Below are 15823 nucleotides of genomic sequence, written 5' to 3' on the forward strand. Positions count from 1 at the left end.
TTTTCTCACATAAATTGATAAGGCGTCGTATCCTTCATTCCAATCATTGGATCAACAGCATTTGTTTGAATAATTTCGACTGTTAGTCGTGGTTCTTTTGGTAATGGTTCTTCGACAACTTTTGTCGCTTTATTTGCTGTTTCTGGGGTTGACTCTTCCCCTTCATCAGCAAATAGTGAAACTTCTTGTACCATTGTGTCAACTAATTGCTCGTCTGTTTCTTTTATCTGATTGGCTTTCGTTGATTGCTGTTCAGTTTCATAAGAGACAGCTTTTGTTTCCTTTTCAGTAAATGGATGGTCTGCCGTTAAACCTTCTTCATAGGCTTCTAACTGGGTTCTAGTCGTTAAGGTCATTTGTTCTGCATTCACGATTCGTTCTTTTAGCATCGTCATGCGACTAGCCGATTCGTTTTTGACACATGTTTCAAAAGCAGAAACCTCACCTAATAGAATTAATAATTCTTTACTACGTGTCACTGCTGTATACAGCAAATTTCGTTGCAGCATTCGGCTATACTGATGAACCATTGGCAGTAACACCATGCGGAATTCACTACCTTGCGCTTTATGAATCGAACAACAATAGGATAACGTAATTTTATTCCATTCATTTCTTTTATACGTTACTTCATTATTATCAAACTGTAAAACCAACTCGTCCACTTTGTCCTCTGAGTCTTTGGCTAAAGTAATTCCGACGATTTCTCCCATATCTCCATTGAACACATTTAATTCTGGCGTATTGACTAGTTGCAAAACTTTGTCCCCAATCCGATAGACGGTGTCATTCCATTTGACTTCTTTTTTCTTACCATCATTTGGATTGAAGATTTCTTGCATCATCTTATTCAAGGCATCAATGCCGGCTGCGCCACGATACATTGGCGCTAAAACTTGGATATCTTGTGGCGTAAACCCTTTTGCTTTTGCCTTTGTGACGATTTGTCGAATGTATTCTTCGATATGACCAATATCACTTGCAAAGAACGAGCGATCCTTTTGATTTTTTTGAAAATCAGCAGGCAACTTTCCTTCTTTAATTTCATGGGCAAGAGGAATAATACTTGAACCGTCTCCTTGACGATAAATTTCGTTTAACTCACATTTGGGAATTTCGTTAATTTGCAATAAGTCATGTAAGACTTGACCTGGACCGACAGACGGTAGCTGATCCTTATCACCAACAAAAATCACTTGCATGTTTGTCGGAATAGCTTTTAATAACGTATTGGCTAACCAAGTATCCACCATGGACATTTCATCTACAATTAGCAAACCACCTTCTAATTCTTTGGCGGTTAAACTCGGATTTTTTTCACGACCTGTCAAGCCTAACAAACGATGGATGGTACTTGCAGGTAAACCTGTCGTTTCGTTCATACGTTTCGCTGCTCGCCCAGTTGGCGCCGCTAGCAAGATTGGAAACATCTCCTGCGTATAGTCTTTGAGATCTAATGAAAGACCATTTAGCTCCGCAAACAACGAGACAATCCCATTAATAACAGTTGTTTTCCCTGTTCCGGGCCCTCCAGTTAAAATAAATAACGGCGATTTAATCGCTTCTTCAATCGCTGCTTGTTGCGAGTCGCCATACTGAATATTTAAACGTTTCTCAATCATTCGGATATTTTTTTGGACTTCTTCTTCCTCATAATGAATTTCTTTTTTACGAGAAAGTAAACGCTGAATCGAAGTACCAATGCCCCATTCAGAAAAATAGAGACTGTTCTCAAAAAGTTTAGTCTCTTCTTGTTGGATTTTTCCATGTTCGACTAACGTAATGATTTCATTGGCTACTTGATCAGGTGAGATTTCCACTGGGCGACTTGCTTCCAAGGTCCGAATCGCTTCTTCTAACAAAACATCTGCTTGAACATACGTATTGCCTGAGCGAATGGAGTGTTCAAACACTTCATGTAAAATCGCCGCTCGAATTCGAACAGCAGAATCCGCCTGAATGCCGATTTGTTCAGCAATATTGTCCGCTCGTTTAAATCCGACTCCCTCAATATCTTCAACTAACTGATAAGGATTTTCTTGAATCACAGAAAGGGTTTCTTCTTGATAGGTTTGATAAATTGAAAAAGCTAACTGACTACCGAAGCCGTATCGATTTAGTCCCACAATCACTTGCTCCATCCCGTGATTCAAGCGAATTGTTTCGACGATTACTTGACGTTTTTTTTCATTTAAAACAGTAACTTCTTCCAAAACACTCGGGTCATCAATAATTCGGTCAATCGCACTTTCCCCTAATACTTCAACAATTTTTTCAGCTGTTCGTTTACCAATGCCAGGAAATTTATCACTTGATAAATAGTTAACCACCCCACTAGCCGAAGTCGGTCTTTCTTGCTGATAACTATCCACCTGAAACTGTCTGCCATAACGAGGATGGTCCACAAAATGACCAAAGAAACGATAGGGTTCCTCTTCTTGAACTTGGCCAAAACTTCCAGTTACTACAATTTCTTTTTCTAAATAATCTGTATTTGTATCGGTCACATTTACAAGAACGACTTTATAAAAATTACTGGGATTTTCAAAAAAGATTGCTTGTACAGTCCCAACAATAAAGGCTTTTTCTTCGTCCTCACCAAAAAGTGTTACCACTACAAGCCCTCCTTTCTGTTGTGCGCTTATTGTGCTTTTTCTTTAGCTAAAAAAGACGTATCATTCCATAACGTTAAGTCGTACGGCATGTTCCTTGATGCCTCTTTGGTTTCAAGGATTGAAAGGCTATTGTTTAACAGCCCGCCCATTGTCCGTAATTCTGATAATGGTTTACCAGCCATCGCTTGGATTGCCGCCGTCAGCGCTGCTCCGTGTCCGACAAATAGAACTGGACCTTCGTGCTGTTTCGCCGCTTCAGCAACTGTTTCTGAAATCCGTTGAATCGCTTGCTCGATTGGTTCACCATCAAAAATTGTTGGATCATACAAATCTAAACGATGCCGTAAATGATCTAATTCTTCTCCATAAAAATTACGCATTTCTTCAATATATTGTCCTTCTAAACGACCTAAACCTAATTCTTTTAAGCTATCTGTATAAACAATTTCAACTGGACGATTCAATTCTTGTTGAATTCCCCGCGCAGTATTTTTAGCACGTAACAGCGGACTAGAATAAATTTTTTCAAACGGAATATCTTGTAAATATTGGCCTAATTGTTTAATTTCGTCATAACTAGTTGGTAATAACGGCGAATCTCCTGTCATTCCTTGAAATCGTTTCTGTTGATTCCATTCAGTTTTTCCATGTCGTGTAAAATATAATTTCATGTAACTTCTCCAAACTTCTTTATCTCTTCATATGTCTTTCTAGTTTATCACTTCCCTGCGAAAATATCCATGGAAGTTTCTAATGGTCTTCGTTCGTATTCTTCTACGCTAATAACTATTGTTGAAAAAAAAGAAATTAAAGCACTATAAAAAGTAGATTTTGTTCTATAGTAACGTTATAATTATATGAGGATTATATTTTTAATAAATAAAGGAGTTTATATTATGTTAATTGTTTTTATATTATTTATAGCAGGTCTTTATTTTGTCGCTGTAGGTTCAAAAAAATGGCGAGATGCTCAAGATCTACAACAAGAACTGTCATTTAGATTTTCCCAATTAGAAGAATATGAAATAGAGCTAGATTCTAGAGAAAAAAATATCGTAGAATTAGAAACAAAAACGTCTAACTTGGTATCGATAGTCTCCAATCTTTCAGAAGAACAAGAAAAGTTAGTAACAGAAATCGAAGGGAAATATGATCCTTCGTTATTGGCAGTTTATCCTTCAATAATAATTCCTAATATTGAAGAAACCACTTCATCTGAAATAAAAAATCAACTTTCTTTATTAAAATTAAAAGAAAAAGAACTAGTATTAGATGGCGCTATCCTTTTCCAAAAATATCTGACAAAAAAAGAGAGTTCCACTTTAAAGAAAAAGATGCTACTTCCCTTAGATTCAGAGATAACCGGACTTCTTAACAAATTAAGTTTATCTAATATTGACTCCACTAGAGAAAAAATCATTAAAGTGTTTGATAAAATAAATCGTCTATATGCATCGGAAAATGTTAAGTTTACAAAAAAATATTTAGCATTAAAATTAGAAGTTCTTGAGCTTAATTATTCATATATAGTAAAAAAAAATGATGAAAAAGAGCAACAAAAAGCAATAAAAGAACAAATGATTGAGGAAGAAAAAGTTCGCAGAGAAATAGATAGAGAGAAGAAGAGAATTGATAAGGAGGAACGACAATTTAATTCTGAAATCACTAAATTATTGGGATATATCCAAAAAGTGACTTCAGAAGTAGAAAAACAACTTTATATTGATAAAATAAAAGAACTAGAACTTAAATTAAAAGAGTTAGAACGTGTAAAAGAAAATGTATTGGAAAGAGAACTAAATACTCGTGCTGGATACGTTTATATTATTAGTAATATAGGTTCTTTTGGTGAACATATATACAAAATTGGAATGACTCGTAGACTAGAACCAATGGATCGTATTAAAGAGCTCGGTAGTGCCTCCGTTCCTTTTGAATTTGATGTACATGCTATGATCTTTTCTGAAGATGCGCCTAAATTAGAAAATGAATTACATAAGCATTTTAAAGCGCAAGAGGTGAATAAAGTAAACTCTAGAAAAGAATTTTTCAAAGTCAATTTATCGGAAATTGAAAAAGTTGTGTTAGAAAAATATAACGGTACCGTTTCATTTACAAAAACAGCTTTAGCAGAACAATATAGACGTTCCCTAGAATTAGATTAAAAAACAAGGCACAACTTTGTGCCTTGTTTTTTAATCTAATTTATCATTTTCATAATGATGCGTCAGTTCTAAGTTCGGAAAATTTTGCTGACGTAAGGCTTCATAAACAATTAGTGCGGCAGTGTTAGAAAGATTCAATGAGCGCACATGTTCATCATTCATAGGAATTCGGATACACTTTTCTTCGTTTTCTCGCATAAACGTTTCTGGTAAGCCCGTTGTTTCTTTTCCAAAAAGGAAATAATGGTCCTCGCCATCATTATAATTGACCTCGCTGTACGTTTGGTGAGCAAATTTGGTTACTAAATGCAAGTGTTTGCCTGCCACATGGGCTAAAAAGGCAGCCAAATCTTTATGATACGTAATATTTACATCATTCCAATAATCTAATCCGGCACGTTTTAAGTGTTTATCATCTGTTGAAAATCCTAAAGGTTCAATTAAATGCAACGGTGTATTCGTCGCTGCACATGTCCGTGCAATATTTCCAGTATTTGCTGGAATTTGTGGTTCAAATAAAACAATATGGTTCGTCAACTATCTTCAGCTCCTCAAATATCAATCGTGTTCATTTTAGCATAAATTCAAAATAAATAGCGCCCACAATACTTATTTTCAAAAAAAAAACCGCATGACGCGATGATGTCAGGCGGCAGCTATTCTAACCAATAAAAAAAAACGTACCGTCTCGGTGTCTAGCACGGCGAGTCGTTACGTTAGTGAAGGTCTCTTCACTAACTTTTATCAGAACAGGACCCTGATAAAAACCAATGAAAAAACAACTTGTAAGTAATATAACACCAATGTCACTTTATTGCAAGACTTTTTTAGGATTTTCTTCACAAAAAAGTCTATCTTTTACGACCTACTAACAAGCGGACGTCAATCGTGATTTTTTCCAATGGTCGCTGTTGTAGCTCGGCTTTAACTTCTTGAGAAACTTGCCACTCTAATGGCGACATTTCTAATAAATCCAACCGTCTTTCCTCGGGAATGTCAAAGCAATAAGTTATTCGTTCATCTACTTCCACTGCTAATTCCTCGGCAAAACGTTGGACTACTTTTTGATTGGAATAACTTTGTTTCTTTTCGTCATTGGGATAAAAAGCCGCTCGTAATTCCTTTAAGTAATTCTCTTCAGGAATAATTTTAATCACAGTCCCGTCAGCTTTTAGTACTCGCCGAAATTCTTGATAATGTGAAGGGGAAAAAATATTTAAAATCGTATCAAGCCCTTCATTCGCAAATGGCAAATTCGTTAAATCCGCCACACACCAAAACGCATCAATTGGCTGATTACTTGCTAAATAGATTCCTTCCTTTGATAAATCAAACCCGATTTTCAGTCCAGATAAGCCTGCTTGACTTAACTCAGCTAGAAAACTCCCTTCACCACAACCAACATCGACTACTGTTTTATTTTGAGGAAGATAGTACATAATTTTGTTTAAAACAGGCGCGTACATGCCACTTTGAATCATTTTTCCTCGAGAAGTAAACATTTTTTTATTATATTCTGTCTGAACGCCATGATTTAGAAAGTATAGCGTGCCTTTCTTGGATAAATCAAATTGATGCCTCTGTTGACAAATCAGACCAACCCCTTCTACATGCATTGGTTCATGACAAGTTGGACAGCGAAATACGGCTGCTTCTTTTTTCAATAATTGTTGTGCTCGTTCAATTTTCTTTAACATTTAAAACTCCTTACGTTCATTAAATGAACATTTTCTCTTATAAAAAGTTGCACTCTTTTTTTCAGGGCTATGGTAGTAAGCAGAATTATGGTACAATGCCTGTGAAGAAAAAGCAAGGAGCGATAATAAATGATTAAAGAATTCTGTGCCGAAAATTTCACTAAGATTCCCCAAGCCATTCAAAAAGGTGCGAATCGCATCGAATTATGCGATAACTTAGCCGTAGGTGGAACGACGCCAAGTACTGGTGTTATTGAAGAAGTCTTAGCATACGCTGGCGAACATTCTGTACCAGTGATGACAATCATTCGTCCTCGTGGCGGCAATTTTGTCTATAATGATATTGAATTAAAAATTATGCATACCGATTTAATCGAAGCAAAGAAATTAGGAACCGACGGCATTGTTATTGGCTGTTTAACTGAGGACGGTTGGTTAGATGAAGAAGCTTTGGACTTATTCATTGAAACAGCTGAAGGCTTGCAAATCACTTTCCATATGGCTTTTGATGCCTTGTCGAAAGAAAACCAATTTAAGGCGATCGACTGGTTAGCTGAGCGTGGTGTGACGCGTATTTTAACTCATGGCGGGCCAGCTGGTACCCCTATCGAAGACAACTTTGATCATTTAAAAGAATTAATTGCCTACGCAGATCAACGGATTCTTATTTTACCAGGTGGCGGTATTTCCACAGAAAACGTTCAAACTGTGATGGACACTTTAAAAGTCACAGAAGTCCATGGCACAAAAATTGTTTAATTTCTTGTATCTAAAAAAGTGAGGTAGCCGTCGTATTAACGGCTATCTCACTTTTTTGATTTCAAGCAAACCAACGAATCCTTTTACCTCAGTCTCATGATAAATAAGTGCAATTTTTTAAACAAAATAACGCATAAACATGCTGGCAATATTGAAATAAATTAATACACTGGTTAAATCACTTAAGGTAGTAATAAACGGGCCACTGGCAACTGCTGGATCAAACCCTAATTTATCCATTAACATTGGGATTAAACTCCCTGCTAAATTCGCCACAGTAATTGCACAGAGCATTGCCATCCCAATCACAAATCCAAGCGGAAGATTATGTTGCCACACGCCAACCACAATCATAATGGTTAAACCTGTCACAGCCCCCGTCACTAGTCCCGTGAGTACTTCACTTAAGATTAAGCGACCAAAATTACTATCCTTTTCATCTTTCATAGCCAAACGGCGTACCGCGACCGCCAATGATTGTGTCCCGGCATTGCCGGCTGTTCCGGTAATTAAAGAAATAAAAACGGCTAAAATACTCGCTTCGCTAACTAACGACTCATAATTACTGATTAACGAGGCCGTAGACATTCCTAAAAACAATAGTGTAATTAACCAAGGTAATCGTTTAGAAGCGGCTTTTAAAGGGTTCTCACTAACTTCTTCAACGTCGACCCCGGCTAAACCAGAGTAGTCGCTAGCGGCTTCATCATCGATAACATCAATAATATCATCAACTGTTACAATCCCCAACAAATGATCATCATAATCTGTAACTGGCACAGCTAAGAAGTCATAGTCACGAATTGTTTGCGCGACATCTTCTTGGTCATCGCCAACATGAACTGAAATAACCCGTTCATTCAAAATATCAGCAATCAAGGTATCATCATCATTAACAATTAAATCCCGCAACGAAATAACGCCAACTAAATGATTTTCTTGGTCGACTACGTAAACGTAATAGATTGTTTCCGCCATGTCCGCTTGATTCTTTAAGACGTACATCGCAGAACGCACTGTTTGATTCGCCACAATCGAAACAAATTCGGTGGTCATAATCGCCCCAGCAGTTTCATCTTCGTAATGAAGTAACTCTTTAATTTCGCCTGCTTCTTCACTACTTAACAAACTAAGATATTTCGCCTTTTGACTTTTATCTAACATATTTAGTAAATCCACCGCATTATCGGTATACATCTCAGCTAACATATCTGCTGCATAACTTGGGCGCATTTCAGCTAAATAATCTTTCATATTCTCATTATCTTCTTCGATAACATCAAACATATCCGCTAGTTCTTTCGGAGATAGGTAATTGTATAAATGTTGTCGGTCTTTTTCATCTAACGATTGGTAAAATTGTCCTTGTTCATAAATGTGTAACGCTAAAAATAGCTCACGAAATTCGTTCATTTGTTGATTTTTTAGCGTTTCTAAAAGAAGGGCAAATTGCTCTTCCATTTCTTGGCCTTCATTCATCTTACACTTTCCCCTCCTGCCTCTTTATTATTATAACGTATCATCTACACTTTTCATATCCTCCGCTAGTGGGGAAATCAGATGAACCGTTTCTTTGGTAAAAGGATGAATAAAAATTAGTTCCATGCAATGCAACGCTTGCCGCTCAATTCCTTGATCCATCTTTCCATGATACATCTCATCCCCTAACAATGAACAGCCAATTGCTTCAAAATGTACCCGAATTTGATGTGTTCGTCCTGTATGGAGCTGAATGCGCACAGCTGCTGCTTGGGCTCCTCTTTTTGCGAGCCAATATTCTGTACTAGCAAATTGACCTGTTTCGATAACTTGGCGTTTTAATAAAGAGGACAAGTCGCGCCCAATTGGCTTTTCAATCAATTGATGCTCGTTTAACTGCTCAATCGCTCCACCAACAAGGGCATAATAAATTTTTGTCACCTTTTTTTCTCGTAATTCTTGATCAATTAAAGCATGAGCAAAGCCGTGTTTCGCAAATAACATCAGCCCAGAAGTATCTCGATCTAAACGAGTCACGACATGAATAACTTGATTCACGTAATTTTGACGCTTGTAATAGCCCTTAACACGATTCGCCATCGTTCCTGAAGGATGATACTGAGCAGGTATTGAGGCAATGCCAGCAGGCTTATTAACTACTAAAAAATGATCATCTTCAAACACAATTTCAATCGGTTCATCATCTGTTAATAATGTCTCATGTTCCGCTTCATCTGGAATCGTCATTTTAACGACATCGCCAGTTTGTAAAGGATAGATGGCATTTTGAACGGTCCCATTCACTTGAATTTTACCACCCTGAAATTTCACCTTTGCTAATAACCCTTTTGAAACACCTTGTTCCTTTAAAAAATATTTCACTTGTTGTGTTGTTTCTTTGTCATATGTCCATTGAAATTCCATCGTTTAATTAATCCTCACCAATAAAGGCATCTTTCACTCGATGCCAGAAATGCATGTGCCGATAAGAGGCAAAATGAATCCGTTCGTCTGCAATTCGATAGCAGACAGAAGCGATATTTTCTTGATAAATATCTAATTGGTCCACCGTGACAAAATAATCATCACTTTCCTGTAATTTAATCTCCAGCCACTCCGTATGTGCGATTACAATCGGTGAACCCAATGTTCGAAAGACACGATTGTTTAAGGAGGCGATTTCGGTTAACTGAAACGCATTAATGCTAGGATGCAAAACAGCTCCACCAATACTTTTATTATACGCAGTAGAGCCGGTTGGGGTCGAAATCGACAACCCGTCACCACGAAATCGTTCAAACAGTTCGTCTTTAATAAACACATCGCCCACCATCGTCCGGTTTCCTCGTTTAATTGTTGATTCATTTAATGCTAAAAAATGTTTATCTGGTTTCCCATCTCTAAACCGAATCCGCACATCTAATAATGGATAACTCGTACTTTTTTCACGATGAATACACAAACTCTCAACTAGTTCTTTTAATTCATAATCACGCCAATCTGTATAGAAACCCAAGTGTCCGGTATGTACACCTAAGAAACTTACTTCGTTTAACAGATGATTAAATCGATGAAAAGCGGAAAGAAGCGTACCATCTCCGCCGACTGAAATCACAAGTTCAGGTTGACGATTGTCTATTTGAATTTGGTTTTGCTCTAATAGTGTTGTCAGTTGTTTTGTGACTTGTTTCGATTTTTCTTCCGAGTTATGAACAATCGCCACTTTCATAAGCAGACTCCTTTACTGATTTTCTGGTGTTTCGTTTTTAATTTGCTTATAGTATTCGTTTTCTAACAATCCACGGCCATGAGAGAAGTAATGTTGTGCTTCTTGAATTTCTTCACGGATAGATGACATCTCTTCATCTAATAAATAGGCTGCCTCTGCCGCTCGCTGAAGGCGTTCTTTCATTTCTTCAGGAAAGACACCTTGATATTTATAATTCAAAGAATGTTCAATCGTTGCCCAAAAATTCATGGAGAGTGTCCGAATTTGGATTTCGGCCAAAATAATCTTTTCCCCGGTGACTAATTGCACAGGATATTCCACCACCACATGGTACGAACGATAGCCACTTTCTTTTTTATTTTCAATGTAGTCCCGTTCTTCCACAATTTTTAAGTCTTTACGATTTCTTAAAAGTGCGACTACCTGGTAAATGTCTTCCACAAATTGGCACATAATCCGCAAACCAGCAATGTCTTGCATTTCTTCTTCAATCCGATTTAAAGGAATATGCCGAATAGCCGTCTTTGTCAAAATACTATCTACTGGTTTCACACGTCCTGTAACGAATTCAATTGGTATGTGTTTATCTTGCTCCCGAAATTGTTTACGAATACCTCGTAGTTTTACTTTTAATTCGCTGACCGCCTGTTCATATGGCGCTAAAAACAGCTCCCACTCTCGTTCCATGGTAGATCCCTCAATTTCCTTGAATTTCATTCACTGATTATTTTACCACAGTCCTCCCTAAAATAGGGTGTTATTCGCTATTTGATTTCCAAACGCCTTTCATTAGAAAAATTTTTCACAGAGAAGACCACTTTTCTTGACGGAAACCTATATAATATGTGAAAATTGGAGTGATTTAAGAAAGAGAGAGAACCCCATGAGTGAGCACTTAGAAATTGAATTTAAAACATTAGTTAGTCCGCAAGATTTCAAACGATTAATCGACCATTTTGCTATTCAAAAAACGGACTTTTTTACGCAAACAAATCATTATTTTGATACGGACGATTTTCAATTAAAAGCACAACGAATGGGCTTAAGAATTCGCGTATTAGCAGATCGTGGTGAGTTAACCTTAAAAGTTCCTGCGCCAGAAGGATTATTAGAAATCAATGACCCTTTATCGCTTGAGACGGCGAACCACTTTATCAAAAGGAATCACCTCCCTACTGAGGGGGCTGTGGCGAAGAAATTACAAGAATTAGGTATTGAAATCGCCTCGATCCATTTAATTGGTTCATTAAAAACAGCACGTGCAGAAAAACAAATTCCTCAAGGACTACTTGCGTTAGACGAAAGTTGGTATAACCAACAGCACGATTTTGAATTAGAGTTAGAAGTTACTGAAGCTGAAAGCGGCAAGCAAGCGTTTCAAACATTAATGGCTGATTTGAACATTCCCATTACGCTTGCACCTAACAAGATTCAACGCATGATGCGGACCACTGCCCCTTAGTATTCGAAGCACTGACGTTCTGGCACCTGTATTTGAAAAAGCATGGCATTGGAGGAAGTATGAATGGTTGAAATTTATTTGTTCGTCAATCCTTTAGGCGGCGTCTGTTTAGAAATTGAAAAAGAAATTATACAATTGTCTGTTAACGACAAGAAGAAAATACAATTGCGCTTTATTCCTTTATTAAACATGAAAACGATCAATGAATTTTTGAGTCGTCAACATATTCCGATTAATGACATTAAACGACGGAATCGAATTTTTGAAGATTTATACTCAGCCGCTCTTGACTATAAAGCAGCACAGTTACAAGGCCGAAAAAAAGGCCGACAATTGTTGATTGGCTTACAAAAAGCAGTAGCTGAAGACGGTCTAGCTTACTCTCCTGAGTTATCAGAAGAACTACTTCTAGCGGCCGGCGGGGATATTGATATGTATCGTAAAGACCGACAATCCGATTTTGTCAAAGAATCTTTCCAAACCGACCAAAAAGTTGCTCGAGAAATGGGGATTAAACAACATCCTACCGCAGTCGTTTACAACTATACTTGCGAGAACGATTTCGGCATTTTAGTCGAAAATTTTGAAAACATGGATGAAATTAAACAACTTTGTCGTGTCCATCCACATAACGAACCGTTGCTAGACCAAGGTGACGCAACCTTTGAATTTAAACGTCGCTCCAATTATCATTTTCCAAATGGACATTTACATTTATTATAAAAAAGATGCTGCGACGAAAGCTGTTAACCAATTATCTTAAGAGTTAAAAAGTGGGATATAAGTCATTTGGACTTATATCCCACTTCTTTGTCTATAATTTTTCAACCAAAGCTTCTAATTCCGTTAAACGTTCTTCAAAAACTTTCATTGCATCTTCGATATACGCGGCTTGTGTCATATCCACGCCCGCTTTTTTCATCACTTCAATTGGGAAGTCACTACTTCCTGCTTTCAAGTAGTTAAGATAGTTCTCTAAAGCTCCCTCTTCTCCAGCTAAAATATGTTTAGACAATGCCGAAGCGGCTGAGAAGCCAGTTGCATATTGATAAACATAGTAATTGTAATAAAAATGTGGAATTCTCGCCCATTCGTAACTGATTTCTTCGTCTCTAACTACTTCTGGTCCATAATATTTAGCATTGAGCTCGCCATAATACTCACTCAAATATTCACTTGTTAATGGCGTGCCTTTAGCATCTTCCGTGTGAATAAAATGTTCAAATTCCGCAAATTGCGTTTGACGGAAAATGGTTCCCTTAAAGCCGTCTAAATAGTGATTTAAGACATACGCACGTACTTTAGGATCTGTTTCTGTTTGTAATAAATATTCTGTTAAAATATTTTCATTTGTGGTTGAAGCAATCTCAGCTAAGAAAATTGAATAGTCGCCATAAACATACGGCTGATTATTTCTTGTATAGTAACTATGAACACTATGGCCCATCTCATGGACTAATGTAAATAGTTGATCCAAACTATCATGCCAATTCATTAAAATGTATGGGGCTGTATCATAAGCTCCTGAAGAATATGCGCCGCTTCGTTTTCCTTGATTTTCAATCACATCAATCCAACGACTTGAAAAAGCTTCTTTAACAATAGATAAATAGTCTTCACCTAGTGGTTTTAAAGCCTCAATTGCTTTTTCTTTTGCTTCTTCATAGCTGTAACGAATTGGTGCTTCACCTAGCAAAGGCGCATACAAGTCGTACATGTGTAATTCTTCTACGTTTAATAATTTTTTTCTTAATTTTACATAACGATGTAGCAAAGGTAAATGTTTATTTACTACAGCTACTAATGTTTCGTGAACACTTTCAGGGATATGATTACTTGCTAAAGATGCTGCCCGAGCAGAATCATAATTTCTAATTTTTGCTTTATAATTATGCGTTTTAACATGTGCACCTAAAGTTGAGGCTAAGGTATTTCTAAATTGTTTGTACACTTTGTACAAACCTTTAAATGCTGCTTCACGAACAGATGGATCGACACTTTCCATTAACTGACCATAAACGCCATGAGAAAGTTGAATCGTTTCGCCTTCAGCATTTTGCACAGTTGGAAATTCTAAGTCTGCATTATTTAAAATTGAAAATGTATTACTTGAGGCACCAAAAATTTCACTAGCCCCCGCCAGTAAAGCTTCTTGTTCCATCGATAAAACATGGGGACGTTCATCTAAAATATTTTGAATATAGTGACGATAAACAGCTAATTTGGGCTGCTCTTCAAAATATCCCCAGATTTGTTCATCACTTAATGTTAAAACCTCTGGGTCAAACCAAGAAACAGCTTCACTAACTTGTGCATATAAAGAACTAGCTCTGGCATATAAAGCTTGGTAAGCTGTATTTGTAGTGTCTTGATCATTTTTTAAATGAGAATAGACATATAATGTTTCCACTTTTCTATAGACATCTAAAACGTATTCTAACGCAGCTAGAAAAGCTTCTGCACCATTCCCTAAGGTACCTTTAAATGATTCTGCTTGATTTAGCTCTTCTGTCAACTGATTATACGCAACATCAAAAGCAGCATCATCTTTAAAAATTTTGGTTAATTCCCAAGTCAATGGAGTTGGAACTTCATCACGTGTTGGTAATTGTTTAATTTCGCTCATAGTTTACTCTCCTTTAAGAAACGTTTTACTCATTATACTATCATAATTTAACACGTGTGACTAAAAAAATGTTGTTTTTTCACTTTTTTTAGCCAATGAATGAGCTTTTCAGGATCTTCTCTTAGGAAAATACTAGTTATTAGGTACTTATTGTTTACTTTAATTAACACATAACATTCTTGTAACCATCTCAATAAGTTATTTCCCACAATTTTAAAAAGCTTTTTTAAGCCAATATTCGGCAGTGGCTGCCAAACAAAGTTCCCTTCTTCAAAAAAAATAGCTTCCAAGATACGCCATAGTTCCTGTTTGGTCACTAAACGCTCTTCTTCGGTTTTTAGTGCTTCCCAAACAAGCATTTTTAAATGAATATCTTCTTCAGAAGAAGGTAATAGCTTCAATCCAGGATAGTAAAACCAAGGAGGTAACTGGAGAAGGTGACAACCTTTCGTATATAAAAAGCTCTGTGTTCTAAGCAACTGAGCATTTCTGTAACCAAGTTGTTGAGTCAATTTTTGATAATAATCATGCATCAATTGACCAGTGTGCCGTCTATTTGGCAGTAAATTTAAATTAGCGGTCGGTAGTCGGAAGATTTCTAGTAATTTTTTTTCGTAAAAATCCCATGATTGTTTTCTTCTATAAAATTGTTGACATTGACTCTCTTCAATATGACAAAGTAATTCTATTCGTTCTTGTTTCTTATTGGCCGTCCATAAATAAAACCCCAAGGACTCCGAAAAGTAAAGAAATTGTTTCGTTAATTGCGTGAGCTTGTCTTTAGGCACTAATCGTTCACCTAAAATCCAAACAACTTGATAGCCATGAGTTTGATAAGTCTCCGTCCGTTCCACCAAACGTTTAATTGGCAATGGACTACATTGAATTTCAATGGCTATCTTCCCAATGAGTAAATCTGGGCGTTGCTTCAAGGCGGGTAAGTATGCCTCAACTTGAAAGGACAGCTTTTCACGTAAACACTTTTCCGCAAAAAGCTGCTTCAAGCGGAGGTGTTCTTCTGTTTCAGCTTCTGCTTCGTACCAACAACTATTCTTTTTACGATGAGCAAAATGGGGTATTTTAATGGGGCCTGCCTTCAAAATGACCGATTGATGACACATTGGACACACAAAAGCTTGTTCGCTTCGTATCTGTGTTAATTCATCAATCGAGCAATCGATTAAAGAAAATAATTCTTGGTTGTCTGCCGTTAAAGCTGTTAACATGATTTTCACCTCTCATAAATAAACTACGCAAAGTTTCTTAATTTTCATCAAAAAAAAAGCAAAAA

14 protein-coding genes are annotated in these 15823 nt (G+C 36.9%); 4 read left to right on the forward strand and 10 right to left on the reverse strand.

The window, feature by feature from the left end:
* Positions 1–5: 5 nt before the first annotated feature.
* Both recD2 and IGJ37_RS10120 read right to left on the reverse strand, forming a co-directional pair.
* Positions 6–2615 carry an SF1B family DNA helicase RecD2 gene (gene recD2 / locus IGJ37_RS10115; RefSeq protein ID WP_002372267.1) on the reverse strand — a complete coding sequence of 870 codons (2610 nt, stop codon included), beginning with the start codon at positions 2613–2615 and terminating at the stop codon, positions 6–8.
* Between the two features lie 26 nt (positions 2616–2641).
* Positions 2642–3286 carry a histidine phosphatase family protein gene (locus IGJ37_RS10120; protein ID WP_002365042.1) on the reverse strand — a complete coding sequence of 215 codons (645 nt, stop codon included), beginning with the start codon at positions 3284–3286 and terminating at the stop codon, positions 2642–2644.
* 225 nt (positions 3287–3511) lie between these two features.
* Between IGJ37_RS10120 and IGJ37_RS10125 the strand changes: the two genes are divergently transcribed.
* The gene (locus IGJ37_RS10125; protein ID WP_244322688.1) at positions 3512–4780 is read left to right on the forward strand and encodes a DUF4041 domain-containing protein; all 1269 of its coding nucleotides are present in this window, start codon (positions 3512–3514) and stop codon (positions 4778–4780) included.
* A 30-nt stretch (positions 4781–4810) separates the two neighbouring features.
* Here IGJ37_RS10125 and trmL read toward each other — a convergent pair whose 3' ends face one another.
* Positions 4811–5317, reverse strand: a complete 507-nt coding sequence (trmL, locus tag IGJ37_RS10130; protein ID WP_002356493.1) for a tRNA (uridine(34)/cytosine(34)/5-carboxymethylaminomethyluridine(34)-2'-O)-methyltransferase TrmL — start codon at positions 5315–5317, stop codon at positions 4811–4813.
* Between the two features lie 314 nt (positions 5318–5631).
* Complete coding sequence (locus tag IGJ37_RS10135) at positions 5632–6477, reverse strand: methyltransferase domain-containing protein (protein ID WP_010821060.1); 846 nt, start codon at positions 6475–6477, stop codon at positions 5632–5634.
* Positions 6478–6606: 129 nt separating this feature from the next.
* Between IGJ37_RS10135 and cutC the strand changes: the two genes are divergently transcribed.
* Positions 6607–7236, forward strand: coding sequence for a copper homeostasis protein CutC (cutC, locus tag IGJ37_RS10140; RefSeq protein WP_002359565.1), 630 nt, complete (start codon positions 6607–6609; stop codon positions 7234–7236).
* Positions 7237–7353: 117 nt separating this feature from the next.
* Here the strand turns inward: cutC and mgtE are convergent, their stop codons facing one another.
* Genes mgtE through IGJ37_RS10160 form a run of 4 tightly spaced genes read right to left on the reverse strand, consistent with a single transcriptional unit; the run spans position 7354 to position 11131 of the window.
* Positions 7354–8715, reverse strand: coding sequence for a magnesium transporter (gene mgtE, locus IGJ37_RS10145; RefSeq protein ID WP_002362548.1), 1362 nt, complete (start codon positions 8713–8715; stop codon positions 7354–7356).
* A 30-nt stretch (positions 8716–8745) separates the two neighbouring features.
* The gene (locus IGJ37_RS10150) at positions 8746–9639 is read right to left on the reverse strand and encodes an RluA family pseudouridine synthase (RefSeq protein ID WP_252671554.1); all 894 of its coding nucleotides are present in this window, start codon (positions 9637–9639) and stop codon (positions 8746–8748) included.
* A 7-nt stretch (positions 9640–9646) separates the two neighbouring features.
* The gene (locus IGJ37_RS10155; RefSeq protein ID WP_002356486.1) at positions 9647–10444 is read right to left on the reverse strand and encodes an NAD kinase; all 798 of its coding nucleotides are present in this window, start codon (positions 10442–10444) and stop codon (positions 9647–9649) included.
* Between the two features lie 12 nt (positions 10445–10456).
* Entirely contained in the window at positions 10457–11131 is a 675-nt protein-coding gene (locus IGJ37_RS10160; protein WP_002356484.1) for a GTP pyrophosphokinase, read from the reverse strand.
* A 196-nt stretch (positions 11132–11327) separates the two neighbouring features.
* Between IGJ37_RS10160 and IGJ37_RS10165 the strand changes: the two genes are divergently transcribed.
* On the forward strand, positions 11328–11906 hold the full coding sequence (locus IGJ37_RS10165; RefSeq protein WP_002356483.1) for a CYTH domain-containing protein: 579 nt from the start codon (positions 11328–11330) through the stop codon (positions 11904–11906).
* Positions 11907–11969: 63 nt separating this feature from the next.
* Complete coding sequence (locus tag IGJ37_RS10170) at positions 11970–12629, forward strand: ClpXP adapter SpxH family protein (RefSeq protein ID WP_002356482.1); 660 nt, start codon at positions 11970–11972, stop codon at positions 12627–12629.
* Positions 12630–12720: 91 nt separating this feature from the next.
* Here IGJ37_RS10170 and pepF read toward each other — a convergent pair whose 3' ends face one another.
* Entirely contained in the window at positions 12721–14532 is a 1812-nt protein-coding gene (pepF, locus tag IGJ37_RS10175) for an oligoendopeptidase F (RefSeq protein ID WP_325815099.1), read from the reverse strand.
* A 47-nt stretch (positions 14533–14579) separates the two neighbouring features.
* Positions 14580–15758, reverse strand: a complete 1179-nt coding sequence (locus IGJ37_RS10180) for a competence protein CoiA (protein WP_104842233.1) — start codon at positions 15756–15758, stop codon at positions 14580–14582.
* Positions 15759–15823 lie beyond the last annotated feature (65 nt).

Origin of the sequence: Enterococcus sp. AZ104, from assembly GCF_050546705.1 — a bacterium.
Taxonomy (GTDB): domain Bacteria; phylum Bacillota; class Bacilli; order Lactobacillales; family Enterococcaceae; genus Enterococcus; species Enterococcus faecalis.

Excerpts from the sequence above, each read along its gene's own strand:
- IGJ37_RS10135 (WP_010821060.1), bottom strand. The coding sequence starts at position 6,477 with ATGTTAAAGAAAATTGAACGAGCACAACAATTATTGAAAAAAGAAGCA.
- IGJ37_RS10170 (WP_002356482.1), top strand. The coding sequence starts at position 11,970 with ATGGTTGAAATTTATTTGTTCGTCAATCCTTTAGGCGGCGTCTGTTTA.
- IGJ37_RS10155 (WP_002356486.1), bottom strand. The coding sequence starts at position 10,444 with ATGAAAGTGGCGATTGTTCATAACTCGGAAGAAAAATCGAAACAAGTC.
- IGJ37_RS10150 (WP_252671554.1), bottom strand. The coding sequence starts at position 9,639 with ATGGAATTTCAATGGACATATGACAAAGAAACAACACAACAAGTGAAA.
- IGJ37_RS10180 (WP_104842233.1), bottom strand. The coding sequence starts at position 15,758 with ATGTTAACAGCTTTAACGGCAGACAACCAAGAATTATTTTCTTTAATC.
- pepF (WP_325815099.1), bottom strand. The coding sequence starts at position 14,532 with ATGAGCGAAATTAAACAATTACCAACACGTGATGAAGTTCCAACTCCA.
- cutC (WP_002359565.1), top strand. The coding sequence starts at position 6,607 with ATGATTAAAGAATTCTGTGCCGAAAATTTCACTAAGATTCCCCAAGCC.
- IGJ37_RS10165 (WP_002356483.1), top strand. The coding sequence starts at position 11,328 with ATGAGTGAGCACTTAGAAATTGAATTTAAAACATTAGTTAGTCCGCAA.
- IGJ37_RS10125 (WP_244322688.1), top strand. The coding sequence starts at position 3,512 with ATGTTAATTGTTTTTATATTATTTATAGCAGGTCTTTATTTTGTCGCT.
- IGJ37_RS10160 (WP_002356484.1), bottom strand. The coding sequence starts at position 11,131 with ATGGAACGAGAGTGGGAGCTGTTTTTAGCGCCATATGAACAGGCGGTC.
- mgtE (WP_002362548.1), bottom strand. The coding sequence starts at position 8,715 with ATGAATGAAGGCCAAGAAATGGAAGAGCAATTTGCCCTTCTTTTAGAA.
- IGJ37_RS10120 (WP_002365042.1), bottom strand. The coding sequence starts at position 3,286 with ATGAAATTATATTTTACACGACATGGAAAAACTGAATGGAATCAACAG.